This window comes from Serratia sp. CoH_134_PS_4 (assembly GCF_058190535.1).
The window spans coordinates 78,409-94,956 of sequence record NZ_JBXWKI010000016.1; the positions used below are offsets into that span (position 1 = coordinate 78,409).

The 16,548-nt window shown below is 53.7% G+C and carries 18 protein-coding genes; 15 read left to right on the forward strand and 3 right to left on the reverse strand.

The genetic code is table 11. The features are described from left to right. The first annotated feature begins 5 nt into the window (after positions 1–5). From rutC to rutG, 4 genes are all read left to right on the forward strand, one after another. The gene (gene rutC, locus AC2FCQ_RS21015) at positions 6–392 is read left to right on the forward strand and encodes a pyrimidine utilization protein C (RefSeq protein ID WP_209632658.1); all 387 of its coding nucleotides are present in this window, start codon (positions 6–8) and stop codon (positions 390–392) included. Positions 393–416: 24 nt separating this feature from the next. Beyond that, a complete protein-coding gene (gene rutD, locus AC2FCQ_RS21020) occupies positions 417–1,220 on the forward strand; it encodes a pyrimidine utilization protein D (RefSeq protein ID WP_490307713.1) in 804 nt (267 codons plus the stop codon). 15 nt (positions 1,221–1,235) lie between these two features. Beyond that, on the forward strand, positions 1,236–1,763 hold the full coding sequence (rutF, locus tag AC2FCQ_RS21025) for an NADH-dependent FMN reductase RutF (protein ID WP_490307714.1): 528 nt from the start codon (positions 1,236–1,238) through the stop codon (positions 1,761–1,763). A gap of 70 nt (positions 1,764–1,833) precedes the next feature. Beyond that, positions 1,834–3,153, forward strand: coding sequence for a pyrimidine utilization transport protein G (gene rutG / locus AC2FCQ_RS21030; RefSeq protein WP_490307715.1), 1,320 nt, complete (start codon positions 1,834–1,836; stop codon positions 3,151–3,153). Positions 3,154–3,181: 28 nt separating this feature from the next. Here the strand turns inward: rutG and AC2FCQ_RS21035 are convergent, their stop codons facing one another. Continuing rightward, positions 3,182–4,099 carry a DMT family transporter gene (locus tag AC2FCQ_RS21035; protein ID WP_490307716.1) on the reverse strand — a complete coding sequence of 306 codons (918 nt, stop codon included), beginning with the start codon at positions 4,097–4,099 and terminating at the stop codon, positions 3,182–3,184. A gap of 67 nt (positions 4,100–4,166) precedes the next feature. Here AC2FCQ_RS21035 and AC2FCQ_RS21040 point away from each other — a divergent pair, with 67 nt between their 5' ends. Together AC2FCQ_RS21040 and AC2FCQ_RS21045 are read left to right on the forward strand one after the other, a co-directional pair. Next, the gene (locus tag AC2FCQ_RS21040; protein WP_265555059.1) at positions 4,167–4,742 is read left to right on the forward strand and encodes a helix-turn-helix domain-containing protein; all 576 of its coding nucleotides are present in this window, start codon (positions 4,167–4,169) and stop codon (positions 4,740–4,742) included. Between the two features lie 130 nt (positions 4,743–4,872). After that, a complete protein-coding gene (locus AC2FCQ_RS21045) occupies positions 4,873–5,343 on the forward strand; it encodes a helix-turn-helix domain-containing protein (protein WP_265555061.1) in 471 nt (156 codons plus the stop codon). On the opposite strand, the gene AC2FCQ_RS21050 is transcribed toward AC2FCQ_RS21045, so the two are convergent. Then, positions 5,327–6,250, reverse strand: coding sequence for a LysR family transcriptional regulator (locus AC2FCQ_RS21050; protein WP_490307717.1), 924 nt, complete (start codon positions 6,248–6,250; stop codon positions 5,327–5,329). The two genes, AC2FCQ_RS21045 and AC2FCQ_RS21050, sit on opposite strands and share 17 nt — an antisense overlap. A 68-nt stretch (positions 6,251–6,318) precedes the next feature. On the opposite strand from AC2FCQ_RS21050, the gene AC2FCQ_RS21055 reads away from it, so the two are divergent. The 8 genes from AC2FCQ_RS21055 to AC2FCQ_RS21090 all read left to right on the forward strand — a co-directional run bounded on the left by AC2FCQ_RS21055 (position 6,319) and on the right by AC2FCQ_RS21090 (position 14,779). Beyond that, positions 6,319–6,936, forward strand: a complete 618-nt coding sequence (locus tag AC2FCQ_RS21055) for a LysE family transporter (protein ID WP_490307718.1) — start codon at positions 6,319–6,321, stop codon at positions 6,934–6,936. 78 nt (positions 6,937–7,014) lie between these two features. Then, on the forward strand, positions 7,015–7,614 hold the full coding sequence (wrbA, locus tag AC2FCQ_RS21060) for an NAD(P)H:quinone oxidoreductase (RefSeq protein WP_209632649.1): 600 nt from the start codon (positions 7,015–7,017) through the stop codon (positions 7,612–7,614). Positions 7,615–7,820: 206 nt separating this feature from the next. Beyond that, entirely contained in the window at positions 7,821–8,165 is a 345-nt protein-coding gene (locus AC2FCQ_RS21065) for a hypothetical protein (protein ID WP_490307746.1), read from the forward strand. Between the two features lie 137 nt (positions 8,166–8,302). After that, entirely contained in the window at positions 8,303–9,763 is a 1,461-nt protein-coding gene (locus AC2FCQ_RS21070; RefSeq protein ID WP_490307719.1) for a TrkH family potassium uptake protein, read from the forward strand. A gap of 170 nt (positions 9,764–9,933) precedes the next feature. Next, positions 9,934–10,731, forward strand: a complete 798-nt coding sequence (locus AC2FCQ_RS21075; RefSeq protein WP_209632647.1) for a DNA/RNA non-specific endonuclease — start codon at positions 9,934–9,936, stop codon at positions 10,729–10,731. A gap of 410 nt (positions 10,732–11,141) precedes the next feature. Then, positions 11,142–11,702 carry a sorbitol dehydrogenase family protein gene (locus AC2FCQ_RS21080; RefSeq protein WP_490307720.1) on the forward strand — a complete coding sequence of 187 codons (561 nt, stop codon included), beginning with the start codon at positions 11,142–11,144 and terminating at the stop codon, positions 11,700–11,702. Positions 11,703–11,717: 15 nt separating this feature from the next. Next, positions 11,718–13,373: a GMC family oxidoreductase gene (locus AC2FCQ_RS21085; protein WP_490307721.1), complete on the forward strand. Its 1,656-nt coding sequence runs from the start codon at positions 11,718–11,720 to the stop codon at positions 13,371–13,373. Next, positions 13,370–14,779: a c-type cytochrome gene (locus tag AC2FCQ_RS21090; RefSeq protein WP_404759900.1), complete on the forward strand. Its 1,410-nt coding sequence runs from the start codon at positions 13,370–13,372 to the stop codon at positions 14,777–14,779. The genes AC2FCQ_RS21085 and AC2FCQ_RS21090 overlap by 4 nt, the downstream gene beginning before the upstream one ends. A gap of 105 nt (positions 14,780–14,884) precedes the next feature. Here the strand turns inward: AC2FCQ_RS21090 and AC2FCQ_RS21095 are convergent, their stop codons facing one another. Then, positions 14,885–15,100 carry a hypothetical protein gene (locus AC2FCQ_RS21095; RefSeq protein WP_037419327.1) on the reverse strand — a complete coding sequence of 72 codons (216 nt, stop codon included), beginning with the start codon at positions 15,098–15,100 and terminating at the stop codon, positions 14,885–14,887. 468 nt (positions 15,101–15,568) lie between these two features. On the opposite strand from AC2FCQ_RS21095, the gene AC2FCQ_RS21100 reads away from it, so the two are divergent. Beyond that, the coding region (locus tag AC2FCQ_RS21100; RefSeq protein ID WP_490658451.1) for a BCCT family transporter at positions 15,569–16,548 on the forward strand (980 nt) is incomplete at its 3' end.

The following is a 16,548-nucleotide window of genomic DNA, read 5'->3' on the forward strand; positions in this document are numbered from 1 at the left end:
CGACAATGCCAAAAACAATCATTACACCGCCGGGCACCGGCAAGCCACTCGCGCCGTTTGTCCCCGGTACACTGGCTGACGGCGTGGTTTACGTCTCGGGGACGCTGGCGTTCGATAAAGAAAATAATGTGGTGCATGTCGGTGATGCCGCGGGGCAAACCCGGCACGTGCTGGAGACCATTAAGACCGTGATCGAAACCGCCGGTGGCACTATGGACGATGTGACCTTTAACTCGATATTCCTCACCGACTGGCAAAACTATGCCGCCATCAATCAGGTGTATGCCGAGTACTTCCCCGGTGACAAACCGGCTCGCTACTGCATTCAGTGCGGACTCGTGAAGCCGGACGCACTGATTGAGATCGCCACCGTCGCCCATATCGGCCGTTGAACCATTACCCGCAGAGGAACGAGCATGTACTTTGAAATTTTAGGTAAAGGCACGCCACTGGCCCCAACGCTGGTTCTTTCCGCCGGGCTGGGCGGCGCAGGCAGCTTCTGGCATCCACAGATTGACATGCTGAGCCAGCATTTCCAGGTGATGGTTTACGACCACTTCGGCACCGCCAGCAGTCGAGGAAAGGTACCGGAAGGTTACAGCATGGCCGACATGGCCGATGAAGTCGCTCAGTTGCTGCGCACCCTCAGCATCGAACGCTGTTGTTTCGTCGGCCATGCGCTTGGCGGCATGATTGGCCTGCAATTAGCACTTACCCACCCGCAGTTGGTCGAAAAACTGGTGGTGGTCAACGGCTGGTCGACGCTGGACAGCCAGACCCGGCGCTGCTTTAACGTCCGTCAGGACCTGTTACTCAACAGCGGTGTGGAGGCCTACATACGTGCCCAACCTCTCTTCCTGTTCCCCGCCGACTGGCTGTCACAGCATGAGGCCCTGCTGGATGAAGAACTGCGGCATCAGACCGCACATTTTCAGGGCACTGAGAACCTGTTGCGCCGCCTGAAGGCATTGATGAACACGGATTTCCGGCCGTACCTGGCGGACATCACCACGCCGACTCTTGCGTTGTGTTCCCGTGACGACCTGCTGGTGCCCTATCGCTGCTCGCATCAGTTGGCTCAAAGCCTGCCGAATGGCGAACTCATAGAAATGGGATACGGCGGCCATGCCATGAGCGTGACCGACACCGAGAGCTTTAATCGCATCCTGCTGGACTGGTTGCTGAAAGCGCCGAACACCAAAACCAGCTTCGTACTCTAGACCTGGAGGAACCTCATGCAAAGCCACATGCTGCTTGCCGATGCACCGCTACAACCGCGGTGCGTAGAAAAACAAGACTTCCGCGATGCCATGGCACGCCTGGGATCGGCGGTGAATATTATTACTACTGACGGCCCCGGAGGCCGTGCCGGTTTTACCGCCTCCGCGGTATGCAGTGTCACCGACACACCGCCCACGCTGTTGGTGTGCTTGAACCGATCGGCATCGGTCTATTCGGTGTTCAAACAGAACCAAACGCTGTGCGTCAATACACTGGCAGCAGAACACGAGTCGCTGTCGAATTTGTTCGGCGGTAAAACACCGATGGACCTGCGATTCTCGGCGGCACGCTGGTCTACGCGGGTAACCGGCGCCCCGATTCTGCACGGTGCCATCGTGTCTTTCGACTGCCAGATTAGCCAACTGGTCAGTGTCGGTACCCACGACATTCTGTTCTGCCAGGTCGTGGCGATAACCCGTAATGACGACGGCCACGGCCTGGCCTACTTCGATCGGCGTTATCACGCTTTACTGAAACAGTAACTGGCGAATAACAGCCTGAAGCAGGCTCACCCACACCGCAAATCTGCCCCACACAATTTTGGAGATAACGATGGCGAATACCTGGTTTCCTCTATGGCGCGTGAAACAAGGCAGTCTGGACGATGCAATCGTCGCACCCGATGAACGGTTACCGCTTGCGCAGACGCTGGTGATGGGTTTACAGCATGCGGTGGCGATGTTTGGTGCCACCGTCCTGATGCCACTCCTGATGGGCTTTGATGCAAATCTGGCGATTTTAATGTCCGGTATCGGCACGCTGTTGTTTTTTCTGGTGGTAGGTGGACGGGTACCGAGCTACCTCGGCTCCAGTGCGGCTTTTGTCGGGTTGGTCATCACCCTGACAGGTTACAGCGGCCAAGGGGCCAACCCCAATATTGCGCTGGCACTCGGCGGTATCATCGCTTGCGGCCTGGTATATCTGTTCATCGGCTTTGTGGTGATGAGCGTTGGAACACGCTGGATAGAGCGTCTGATGCCGCCGGTGGTGACAGGTGCCGTGGTCATGGCGATTGGGCTTAACCTGGCACCTATCGCCGTACGCAGCGTTTCGGCCTCCCATTTTGACAGTTGGATGGCGGTGGTCACCATTCTCTGTATTGGCTCGGTAGCCGTATTTACCCGCGGGCTGATGCAGAGGCTATTGCTTCTGGTGGGGTTAATCGTCGCCTATCTGATCTACGTGGTGGCAACCAACGGTTTTGGTCTTGGCAAACCGGTGGATTACAGCGCACTGAGCCACGCCGCTTGGTTTGGATTGCCACAGTTCACCACGCCAGTATTTAACCTGCACGCTATGCTGCTGATCGCCCCGGTAGCGATTATTTTAGTGGCAGAAAATCTCGGGCATGTGAAAGCCGTGGCGGGAATGACCGGCCGGGATCTCGATCCTTACATCGGCCGCGCCTTCGTCGGTGACGGGCTGGCCACCCTGCTATCTGGCTCGGTGGGCGGTACCGGGGTGACCACCTATGCTGAAAATATCGGCGTAATGGCCGTGACCAAAGTTTACTCTACGCTGATATTCGTTGCGGCGGCTATCGTAGCTATCCTGTTGGGCTTTTCACCGAAGTTCGGTGCGCTGATTCACACGATTCCCGGTCCCGTGCTAGGTGGCGCATCCGTCGTGGTGTTCGGTTTAATTGCCGTCGCCGGCGCACGTATCTGGGTGCAGAACCACGTAGATCTTGGTGATAACGGCAACCTGATTATGGTGGCGGTTACGTTGGTGCTGGGCGCCGGGGATTTTGCCTTGACCATTGGCAACTTCACTATGGGGGGTATCGGCACCGCCACATTCGGTGCCATTATCCTCAACGCGCTGTTGCGCAAGCGGAAAACATTGCCACTGGCGGACAGCCCCCTGCGTTAATGCCTCGCAATGGCCCGGCAACCGGGCCTTATTCAACAAGCGCCGCCGCTTTTCCTTTGCGGCGTATGCGCAGTTCGCTGACCAACACCCCTAATACGATTAATGCACAACCTAACAACGCGATCCCGGGCAGGCGCTCACCGGCAAGGCGCCCAACCAGCCCGGCCCACACCGGCTCGCCCGCATAGATAACCGTGGCACGTGTCGGTGAAACACTGCGCTGCGCCCAGTTCATCGTTAGCTGAATGATGGCGCTGGCAAGCCCCAGTCCTATCGCGCTGTAGAGCAAATAATGGGAGTACGGCGGCACGGACTCGCCGGTCGGCACCATCATCAAAAACGCCGCCACCGAGGCTGTCGCCAATTGCACCACCGTTACCCGTTTAACATTCACCTTGCCGGCATAGGCACCAATCAAAATGATCTCGGCAGCCATGCCCAACGTACCTATCAAGGTCAGTAGCTCACCCACACTGAGCGTCATGTCGGTACTGCTCGGTGCCGCCAGCAGCATCAAGCCGGTGAATGCCAACAACACGCCGACCCACGCCATCACGCCGGGGAAACGCCCCAGCACGAGCCACTGCAACAGCGGTACCATCGGCACATACATAGCGGTAATAAACGCCGACTGACTGCTGGATATGGTTTGCAACCCCACGGTTTGCAGGCCGTAACCGAACATAATGGCAATACCGATAAACACGCCCGCTTTTAATTCATACCAGGTCAGCCCACGCAACGTGCGAAAGGAGAACAGCATCAGCACCAAGGTGGCGGCGGCAAATCGCAAGCCCACGAAAAAGAACGGGCCGCTGAACTTCATCGCGTAATGTACCGCCAGGAAGGTTCCGCCCCAGATCATGGTGATAAAAATCAACACCGCTTCCTGCCGCTTTATCGTGGGTATAAAGGTGGAAATAAAGGATTTTTTTACTGCAGACACCGGCTTGCCCTTCCTGCTGGGTGCAATATAATGCACAGATCCTGCCAGTATGAGGTAAAGCCCGCGGATGAGCAATGCAGAGAACAGCGGTAAACATGAAGCGCCCAAGGTGCTGCAATATCTGAGCAGCAATCTGCGCAGCTATCGCCAACAGGCGGGACTAAGCCAAGTCGCGTTGGCAGAAAGATCCTGTGTCAGCCGCCGCATGCTGGCGGGTATTGAAGCCGGTGACCGCAACGTTAGTCTGGCGGTACTGGACAAGCTCGCCGACGCACTGAATATCGCCTTCACCGATCTGATCCAAGCGCCCGAAGCACGCGGTAGCCACCTGGTGGGTGAGTTGGCCTGGCAAGGGCAGCAACCAGAAAGCCAGGCGCTGTTCTCCGCCAGCGTGCCGGCACGCCAACGGGTTGAACTGTGGGAATGGACATTGATGCCGGGCGAACACTATGACTCCGTGCCCGATGCTGAAGGCTGGAGCGAAATTATCTACGTGATCGCCGGCAGCCTGACGTTGGTATTGGAACAGCAAACATTGATTCTGGATGCCGGACAAACCCAGGTATTCAACAGCGATCAGCACTATGCTTACGCTAACCGGACAAATCACCCGTTACGTTTTATTCGCAACGTCACCTTCTGATCACCACGGCAGCCCGCGTTTTCCCTGCGCTGTCACCTGTCTGTCGTGCATATGTCATGTTGCTGTCGTGGCGATCGGCAATGTCTGCCCCTACACTTTGCCTTAGTGATGACTCACGTTGGAGAACGCAATGCAAACCTACCGCATCAGGCAACTACGGCTGGACAAGGGCTGGTCACAGGAACAATTGGCCACTATCGCCGGCCTCAGTACCCGCACCGTACAACGTATTGAAAATGGCGAGCAAGCCAGCCTGGAAACCCTGACCGCAATTGCCGCCGTATTGGGAGTACAGGTCAGCGACCTCTATCAGCCGATACCCGCACAAGATGAAAACACGGGTGAGGCCGAACAAACGCTTCGTCGGCAGGTTGAAGCGGAAGCCAAGTTGCTGAGCATGGCGGTACGTTTTGCCCTTATCGGCCTGATGCTGTTTGCCATCAACTGGTTTACCCATCCGCAATACCTCTGGTCGCTGTGGGCCATCGGCGGTATGAGCTTCGCGATCCTCATGCGGGCTATGCGGACCTTACTGCTACGTGACGTCATCAGCCGCTGGCAGCAGCAACGCCTGGCACAAAAACTCAGGCGTATGCCGTAACCTGCAGCCACTCGGCCAGCCGGGCCAGAGCACTGTCCGGCTGGATTTCCTGCGGCGTCAGCAAGCAGTAGCCGCTACCATCCGGCATGAAGCCAAAAGGCGCACTCAACAACCCGGAAGCAACGTCATCCCGCACCTGCTGCCATGGGCCGATAGCAACACCTATCCCCGCCACCGCCGCCTGCAAACTGAAGTAAAAGTGATCAAAACGCTGGTCCGCTCGCCCCTCAAGTGCCATACCCTGGAACTGCGCCCACTGTTGCCAGGCATCGGGACGCGTAGCGGAATGCAGCAATACGGCATCATGACTCAGGGTGGACTGGCCAGCATTAACGGCAATAAAACGTTGCACCATTTCAGGCTTGCACACCGGCCCGACCCGTTCATCGAACAGCGCCACGCTGTGCAGTTTATCGCCCCAGTCAAAATCGTTACGACGGATAGCGGCGCTAATACCGTCTTGAAACGAAAATGGCCCGCCCCCCGCAACCAGCTGCAGGTTGATATCAGGGTGTGCTAACTGAAAAGCGGGCAAACGCGGTATCAGCCAACGCATCAACAGTGTCGGCTCACACGACAACACCAGCGGGGCATCCTGCGCCTGCTGTCGCAGTGTTTGTGCCGTATGTTCCAGAATGCCGAACGCCTGTTGTGATGCTTGCAACAGCATTTTTCCGCCATCAGTGAGATGTACCCGCCGATGGCGGCGTTCGAACAGCGCAACGCCGAGCTCATCTTCCAGCGCCCTGACCGCACGGCTGACCGCGCCGTGCGTCAGGCTCAGGCTGTTTGCCGCCTGAGTGAAACTTTCCAACCTTGCTGCCGCCTCAAAACAACGCAAGCCTCCCAGCGACAACGGCCGGTTAATCTTGCGTGAGTTTTTCTCACCGATATCGTCAGTTTTCATCGTTTGTCACCGTCGGCCATTCCTTTTATAAATCAGCCACTCTCTTCTGATTTTCCTACAGGATAACTATGACCGAACTCATCGCTGTCGTCACCATCACTTTACTCGCCGTCATCAGCCCGGGGCCCGATTTCGCTATGGTGTCACGCAACAGCCTGCTGCTTTCCCGCCGTGCCGGCGTGCTGACTGCCTGCGGCATTGGCGCTGGTGTGCTTATCCACGTCAGCTATACCCTGATTGGGGTGGGTGTATTGATCCAACAATCATTGTGGCTGTTCACGCTGTTGAAAGCGGTGGGTGCCGCCTACCTGATCTACCTTGGCGTCAGTATGCTGCGCCACGCTGGCACCAATGCGGTAGACTCTTCGGCCACGCCGACCGCCGTTAGCGACTTCGCCGCACTGAAAACCGGCTTTTTAACTAACGTGCTAAACCCCAAAACCACCATTTTTATCGTCAGCCTGTTTATGCAAGTGGTTAACCCACAGACGCCATTGAGTGTGCAAATAGGTTACGGATTATTCATTGCACTTGCTCATATCCTCTGGTTCGGTGCCGTCGCCCTGCTGTTTTCCGCGCCCGGTATCAATGCGCGCCTCCTGCGGCTGCGTAAAGGCATCGACAGGGTGTTTGGTGGTTTGCTGATCACCTTTGGTGCACTGCTGGCAGTGGCAGGGATAAAATAACGCCGTAAGGATAAGTTCCGCATTCACTCCTATGCTTAGGGGGCATATCTTTCAATCCCCCCGAACGGAGCAAGGAACATGGCGAAAATTTTGGTTCTGTATTACTCAATGTACGGACATATTGAAACCCTGGCAGAGGCGGTAGCAGAAGGTGCCCGCAGAGTCAGTGGTGCTGAAGTCACACTCAAACGCGTTCCGGAAACCATCCCGGCAGACGCCTTTGCCAAAGCGGGCGGTAAGCAAAATCAAAAAGCCCCTATCGCTACGCCACAGGAACTGGCCGATTACGATGGTATTATCTTCGGCACGCCGACGCGCTTTGGCAACATGGCTGGGCAGATGCGCACCTTCCTCGATCAAACTGGCGGGCTGTGGGCTTCTGGCGCGCTCTATGGCAAGGTAGGTAGCGTCTTTTCCTCTACCGGAACAGGCGGCGGCCAGGAGCACACGATCACCTCCACCTGGACCACGTTGGCGCACCACGGTTTTATTATTGTACCGATCGGCTACGCCACCCCAGAACTGTTTGACGTTTCCCATACGCGCGGCGGCACGCCTTACGGTGCAACAACCATTGCCGGTGCCGACGGATCACGCCAACCTAGCCAAGAAGAGCTGACTATCGCCCGCTACCAGGGTGAACACGTGACGAAAATCACCACCAAGCTGAAAAGTTAAGCGATAACCTGCCGTTACCTGCCTGACGGGGCCGTTGATTCGTTCGGCCCCATCTTGTTGCCAACCCGCAGCAAGGTTAAAATGCCGCTCAGCCTGCCATTCACTACCTGAACGTCACGGTCGAAATTCGTTCTGCCCGTCAAGCATCGGCATTTGCCCTGATGACGGGCGTTCTGTTTTTGCGCATAGCGAAGGGAAATAAGTCAGTGTCTAAAGATTTTGATGAACTAATAAGAGACATGGATCTTATTATTGAAAATGTAGACAGTTTTAAGGCTATGGCCCCGCGCGCACCCGAACCCCCTGCGGCGCCGCCTGCGATCCATCACTACGATTCGTTCTGCGAGAATGTGGCACTGAAAGTGGTACTTAAAGTCCTGCTCTCGTCGGTGGATAAAATCGTCAAGGTGCAGATTGCCAATAAAGTCGAGCAAGAGATCGCTCAAATAGAACAACAAGTGGTGCGTGCCGGCGGCGGCCCGGTGTCACCCGAGGATCTGGCGCAAATGACGCAATACGTGCGTCGCACTGTAAATAACCTGTTGGAATAATCACCAGCACGGTTAAAAAACGTGCCAACCTTCTCAGGCGATATGAATTTTTACGTTTTTTTTATATCGTCTGCCTTATTCTTTGTATTCTTAAAGAATAAATTGACGCATTGCCGGCAGGCAACTCGGGCGCAAGTATGGTCAAGAACAAGCAGATTCTGGTCGTTATTCACCTTTGCAGTTTTTTAGTTTTTCTTTACAGCCTGTCGATGATCCCACCTCTACTGGTGGCACTTTTATATAAAGAAAAAAGCGTCTTTTCCTTCTTCTATACGTTGGTCATTGCCGGCTCACTTGGCGGCCTGGGCTGGTTCAGTACCCGACAGTCCAGGGTACAATTGCGCACTCAAGACGGTTTTTTGATCATTGTGATGTTTTGGCTCCTGTTCTCTGTCGTCAGTGCCCTGCCATTGTGGATGGATAACACGTTAAACATCAGCCTGACAGATGCCATGTTTGAAGGCGTCTCCGGTATTACCACCACGGGTGCCTCGGTACTTAATGACGTCTCGGGCTTACCTAAATCCGTCCTCTACTACCGCTCTCAACTCAATTTTATCGGTGGTCTCGGTGTCATTGTCTTGGCCGTTGCAGTGTTGCCGTTGTTGGGCATTGGGGGTGCCAAGCTTTATCAATCGGAAATGTCTGGGCCTTTTAAAGAAGAGCGTCTGACCCCGCGCCTGGCCGACACCTCTAAAAATCTGTGGCTTATCTATCTCGGCTTGGGGCTGGCCTGTACGGTCGCATTTCGTCTTGCCGGTATGCCGTGGTTCGATGCCCTTTGCCATGGGATTTCCACCGTCTCACTCGGGGGATTCTCCACCCGTAATGAGAGCCTGGGCTATTACGACAGTTCGGCTGTCGAAATGGTCGGCGGTATTTTTTCTATTTTGGCGGCAGTAAATTTCACGCTGTATTTCGTCGCCGTGGGCCGCCGCAGCCTGAAACCGCTGTATAAAAACCCGGAACTGCGTTTTTTCCTGTTGGTACTGTCGATCATCGTGGCGATTGTCTGTTTCGAGCTTTACCGTTCGGGGATGTACGGTGGCAAGGATGCTTTCGTTCACGGTTTTTTCCTCACCAGTTCGATGATGACCGATAATGGTTTGGCCACCGCCGACTATGCCAAAATGCCCTCCCACACGATCATGCTCCTTCTGGCAGCGAGCTTTTTCGGTGGCTGCGTCGGTTCAACCTGCGGTGGCATCAAAGCGCTGCGTTTTCTGATTATGTACAAACAGAGCCGGCATGAGATTAACCAACTGGTGCACCCTAACGCCGTTTTCACGATCAAGGTCGGCAACGCCCCCATTCAGGATCGCGTGTTGCGTTCTGTCTGGAGCTTCTTTTTCCTCTACGTGTTTTTCAGCTGTTTCTTCGTCTGGTTGCTGAACCTGATGGGTTATGACCTGGTCACCTCTTTTGCGACCGTCGCCGCCTGTATCAATAATATGGGCCTGGGATTCGGGGAAACAGCCGCCGGTTTTGGCACGCTCAGCAACGCTGCAAAATGGTTGATGTGCGCGGCGATGCTGCTTGGGCGTCTTGAGATCTACCCAATGCTGATCCTCTGCTCACGCGCCTTTTGGCGTTTTTAATACTTTTACGGCGCTGTCAGCCCAGTCTCTTTATTAATTACCCACTGTGCTGTACCAACGATGACACATTCGTAATGTGAATGTGTTTCATTGTTGTATTCGTTTCATTGAGATAAGTTAATTTTACTGTATATACATACAGCATAATTTTACTTATTGAGGATATGAATATGCGCTTTAACAAGATGTTCGCTATCGCCGCACTGCTATTTACTGCCCAGGCCTCCGCAGACACGCTGGAGTCTATCGACAACTGTGCGGTCGGTTGCCCAACGGGCGGCAGCAGTAACCTGTCAATCGTTCGTCATGCTTATACGTTGAATAACAATAGCACCACCAAATTCGCCAACTGGGTGGCTTATCACATTACCAAGGACACGCCTGCCAGTGGCAAGACACGCAACTGGAAGGCCGATCCGGCGCTGAACCCAGCTGATACGCTGGTGCCGGCAGACTATACCGGCGCCAATGCAGCGCTGAAGGTGGATCGTGGGCATCAGGCACCGCTGGCGTCATTGGCGGGTGTGTCAGACTGGGAATCCTTGAACTACCTTTCCAACATCACGCCACAAATGGCCGATCTGAACCAAGGGTCTTGGGCGCGATTGGAGGATCAGGAACGAAAACTGATTGATCGAGCAGACATCAGCTCGGTGTATACCGTGACTGGCCCACTGTACGAGCGTGATATGGGCAAATTGCCGGGTACTCAAAAAGCACATACGATCCCGAGTGCTTATTGGAAGGTGATCTTCATCAACAACAGCCCGGAAGTGAACCACTATGCCGCGTTTCTGTTTGATCAAAACACCCCGAAGAATGCCGACTTCTGCCAGTACCGCGTGACAGTGAATGAAATCGAAAAGCGCACTGGGTTAATTATCTGGGCGGGTCTGCCGGATGATGTGCAGGCTTCACTCAAGGCCAAACCGGGTGTTCTGCCGGAACTGATGGGCTGCAAAAGTTAACCTATTCACCGGAAACCCGCTGCGGCGGGTTTTTTTATTTGTTTGGATTAAAAAATAATAACGGCAGAGAAAATATAAATAAGCTTTATTAGTTTTCTATTTTGCTCTGAGATCGCGCGGCCAATGTCGCTCAATGCGCTGATTGTTTACCCCTCAATAATCGTAGTTATATTGCCCTCTCCCAACCTAACGTGGCGTTGCCCCTGCTTTTTTTGTTCTTTACGTGCTGTTTTGTCATGACACCTGAGCAAGTTTATTGCCGAAAGGTTATCGCCAAGTTAATATTCGCCAAAACTATTAGACGCAAAACTATAAACAATGGAGTTATTCCATTGTTGATTATTTTTTATCACTCTTTACCCGCTTCCCTTTGCCTTATTCGGCACTAACACCTGCTGTGAGAAAAACACATGGAAAACTTGTTATCGGACGATGGTGGATTACCGGCCAAAAATGGAACCGGTTTCAGTCGACGAGAAGTCCTGTTGGGACTGGCCTCAACCCTGCTGGCAACGTCCCTGCTTAGCTATCCTTTCCTCAGTCAAGCGGAACAACATACCGCCGCGGCCAACCCGTTGCAGTTTGCTCGTTTCTTCAAAATTTCTCAGACATTAACTGAACATGAGGATATCGATCAGGGAATGTCGGCGCGTATTTTTACCGCGCTGCATAACCGGGATGCCCAGTTTAGCTCGCAGATTGAGCAGATCAGCGGCTTGCTGCACACAGGCCAAAGTGCAAAACAGTTGCAACAGCAAGCGACACAGGCAGGCCTGCAAGACGTGCTTACGGCAATCATCACCGCATGGTACACCGGTACCGTCGGCCACGGGCAAACGGCAGAACTGATCGCCTATAAAGACGCGTTGATGTATCGCCCCGCCAGCGATGCCCTGATCGTTCCTACCTATTGTGGCAATGGGCCGCTGTGGTGGACCGCTACCCCGCCTGCCGTCAATGTTCCCCTGTGATCTGAGAGCTTTTTAATGAAAAAACCTGTATTTACCGCCGATGGCGATGCATCGGCTGATATCGTGATCGTAGGCTCCGGTATTGTCGGCGGCATGATGGCCGATCAATTGGTCAGCCAAGGCTTTTCCGTGCTGGTACTGGAAGCTGGCCTGCGTATAGAACGTGCCCAGGCTGTTGAGAACTGGCGCAATATGCCTTTTGATAACCGCGCTGGCTCCGATTACCAGGGGTTATACCCGCAATCAGAGTTTGCCACCGCACCGCTTTATTTCCCGGAAAATAACTATGTAGCCCTGAGCGGCCCCAGTGCCGGCAGTTTCAAACAGGGTTATCTGCGTACCGTCGGCGGTACCACCTGGCATTGGGCCGCCTCTTGCTGGCGCCACGTGCCCAGTGATTTTCAAATGAAAACGTTATACGGCGTTGGCCGCGACTGGCCCATCTCTTATGACGAGCTGGAACCCTATTATTGCCGGGCTGAGGAAGAGATCGGCGTCGCCGGTCCCAACGATCCGCAACAACAGTCTCCGGTTGAGCGCAGTAAGCCTTATCCGATGGATATGGTGCCCTGGGCTCACGGCGATATCCGTTTTGCTGAAGTGGTTAACCCGCACGGTTACCGTTCAGTTCCTATTCCACAGGGGCGAAGTATCCACCCGTGGAAAGGCCGCCCTACGTGCTGTGGTAATAACAACTGCCAACCTATTTGCCCGATAGGTGCTATGTACAACGGTATCCATCACGTTGAGCGTGCTGAAATGAAAGGCGCCGTGGTGCTGGCAGAAGCCGTGGTATACAAGATCGATACTGATGAACAGAACCAGGTTACCGCCGTCCATTGGCTGGACAACAAAAAACAATCCCACAAGGCCACGGCCAACGCTTTCGCACTCGCCTGCAACGGTATAGAAACACCGCGCCTGCTGCTGATGGCGGCAAACGAACACAACCCGAACGGCATTGCCAACACGTCCGATCAGGTTGGCCGCAATATGATGGACCACTCTGGTTTCCACTGTACTTTCCTGGCAAAAGAACCGCTCTGGCTGGGGCGTGGCCCCGCCCAAAGCAGCTGCTTGGTTGGCCCACGTGACGGCGAGTTCCGCAAGGATTACTCAGCCAATAAAATGATCCTCAACAATATCAACCGGGTGGTTCCTGCCACACAGCAGGCTTTGGCGAAAGGGTTAGTCGGTAAAGAGTTAGATGCTGAGATCCGCCGACGTGCCGCCTATGGCGTCGATCTCTCCATTAGTCTGGAACCGTTACCAGATCCAAATAATCGCCTGACATTGAGTAAAACCCGTACAGATGCTCATGGTCTGCCTTGCCCAGACATCCATTACGACGTCGGTGATTATGTTCGCAAAGGCGCTGAGGCTGCACATAAACAGCTTGAGCATATAGGCCAGCTGTTTGACGCCGAAGAGTTCAACATCACCACCAGCTTGAATGCCAATAACCATATTATGGGTGGCACCATTATGGGCAATAACCCCAAAGACTCGGTAGTAGACGGCAACTGCCGGGCTCACGACCATGCCAACCTTTGGTTGCCGGGCGGTGGCGCCATTCCGTCGGCCAGCGTGGTGAACAGTACCCTGACCATGGCGGCATTGGGCATCAAGGCCGCAGATGACATTGCGCGTAAGCTGGCGGTGAAAGCATGAAAAAACAGCTGAAACTAACACTGTTATCTCTGCTGCTTATTGGCGGTGGCGTCGCACAAGCCGCGGATGACAACGCGTTGAGCGGCGCTGCGCTAATCAAAAAAGGTGAGCACCTTGCCATCGCCTCGGACTGTCAGGCGTGCCATACTCAACCGGGAGGAGGTACACCTTATGCCGGCGGCTATGGCATCAGTTCCCCTATGGGGGTGATTTACGCGACCAACATCACCCCTTCAAACGCTGAAGGCATCGGCAGTTATAGCGAAGAGCAGTTTGCGCATGCGGTCAGGGACGGGATTCGTGCCGATGGCACCCATCTCTATCCCGCAATGCCCTACACCTCTTATACAAAACTGAGCGATGCGGACATCAAGGCGCTGTACGCTTACTTTATGCACGGCGTGAAACCTGTCGATCAGAAAAATACGCTGACCGATCTGCCATTCCCATTCAACCTGCGTTTTAGCATGGCGGCTTGGAATCTGTTGTTCCTGAAAGAGGGCCGTTTCGCACCGGATGCCAGCAAGAGTGAACAATGGAACCGAGGGGCTTATCTGGTCAATGGGCCAGGGCATTGCGATACCTGCCATACGCCACGCAACGTGCTGATGGCGGAGGACAGTGGCCAGGCACTGGCAGGCGGCATGGTCGGCAGTTGGTATGCTCCGAACATTACGTCTGATCCCATCAGCGGCATTGGCGGCTGGAACGAGCAGCAATTGGTTCAGTATTTGAAAACGGGTCAGGTCGCCGGCAAGAACCAGGCGGCTGGCGGTATGGCCGAGGCTATCGAAAACAGCCTGCAATATTTCTCCGATGAGGATTTATCGGCCATTGCCGTTTACCTGAAAAGCACGACGCCAATCAGAGACGCCAACGACCATCAGGCTGCTGATAGCTACGGCAAGCCGTTTAATGTAGAAGCGCAACTGCGCGGGTTACATCCAGCCAATGCAAATAACACCCTGACCGACGGCGCGGCATTGTTCAGCGGCAACTGCGCCAGTTGCCATCAGGCGGACGGTAGCGGCAGTAAAAACCAGGCTTATCCTTCACTGTTCAACAATACTGCCACTGGCGCCAGCAACCCAGCCAACCTGATCTCGGCCATACTGTTCGGCGTAGAACGTAAGGTCGGCGACCAGCACGTGCTGATGCCGAACTTTGGCCCGCAGTCATATGTTAATCCGCTAAACGATCGGCAGATCGCCGCTATCAGCAATTATGTCCTGCAACAGTATGGCAACCCGGCGGTTAAAGTCAGCGCTGTAGACGTTGCCGTATTGCGACAGGGCGGACCAATACCCTTGCTGGCCCGGTTACAGCCTTATATGGCTCCGGCTATCGGCATTGCGGTATTGGCGTTATTAATCATGGTGTGGTTGATCGGAAGGAAACGGCGTTAACCCAAAGACGTGCAAGCCGGGAAGTGATTCCTGGCTTGCAGGTGTGGCTGCAAGTCATGTAGAGATAGGCTCTGTCTGATGTGGACAGGACACGGCGAGGAATACTTAGTGGGTTTGATTTTCCACACGCGTAATTCCGTGTTTCTTCATCACTTCTTCCATTGTCAGATTGTCATCATCCGGTGTCTCGTCAATAACAACATCTTGCGGACGGACATAAGGCTTGGTTGCACGCTTGAACATCCACCACCAAACAAACACCAGAAATGCACCCGACTTCAGAAAGATCATCGTCCACAATGCTATTTGATACCCACTCATCTTGATCTCCATGACAGCGCGAAACACAATCGCGTAACCCTATTCTAACCTTTGCATTGCCCTGATCAATAGTTAACGGCACATCCTCCTGGGTTCTGACCACTGTTATAGGCGTTTCTATCACGATCTGCTCTACCACGCGCTAACAACACCGTTGTGTTACCAATATGCCCCCTATTTGCCAACCTGATGCTGTATTTATGTGCATACGGGTATTACTGATACAGCTAACGCATTTTTTCCTTCGAAAATAGGGAATTACCTGCCCTGATTACTTTATTTTTATATAGCTAAAACGTCTAATAAAGGCGTTCAAAATAGCCGTTTAAACCAAAAAATGTCAATTTCGTCGTTTTTTCGATATACTTATCGCGTTAAATTTCACGGGCACGTTGTTTGCTCATTTTTTATGGCGTTGTTTTAAAGGATTAACCCCATTTCCCTAACGGACTAGCTAGAAGGTATTCTATGAGCCAAAACGACACTGAAATTGTGGCACGTCGTAGCCATATCAATCCTCCGGTATTTTTTATCTCTGCAGCATTAATCATCATCCTGGTGGCATTTGCCGCCCTCTATCCTGAATTAGCCGATCGTAAATTCAAAACGCTACAACAGGGTATATTCACGAACGCCAGTTGGTTTTACATTCTGGCGGTTGCACTGATCCTGTTAAGCGTGACTTATCTGGGTTTATCGCGTTACGGCAATATCAAGCTTGGACCGGATCACGCCCAGCCAGACTTTAGCTATGTTTCATGGTTCGCCATGCTATTTTCTGCCGGGATGGGTATTGGCCTGATGTTCTTTGGCGTCGCCGAGCCGGTGATGCACTACCTTTCGCCCCCAACCGGGACGCCGGAAACAGTGGAAGCGGCTAAACAGGCAATGCGCCTAACCTTCTTCCACTGGGGCCTGCATGCCTGGGCGATTTATGCCATCGTGGCGTTGATTTTGGCGTTCTTTAGCTATCGGCATGGTTTGCCGCTGACGCTACGTTCGGCACTGTATCCGATCATTGGCGACCGCATTTATGGGCCGATTGGCCATGCGGTAGATATTTTTGCGGTGATCGGTACCGTGTTTGGCGTCGCAACCTCATTGGGTTATGGCGTATTACAGGTTAATGCCGGCCTCAACCACCTGTTTGGTTTGCCGATCAACGCCACGGTACAGGTAATTCTGATCGTGGTGATTACCGGGCTGGCAACGCTGTCGGTAGTGTCTGGTCTGGACAAAGGGATCCGCATTCTGTCCGAACTGAACCTCGGTCTGGCCGTATTGCTATTGGTTTTGGTCGCGGCGCTTGGGCCAACCGTACTGCTTTTAAAATCCTTTGTTGAAAATACCGGTGGCTACCTTTCCGATATCGTCAGTAAAACCTTTAACCTCTATGCTTACGAGCCAAAATCCAGCAACTGGTTGGGCGGTTGGACACTGCTGTATTG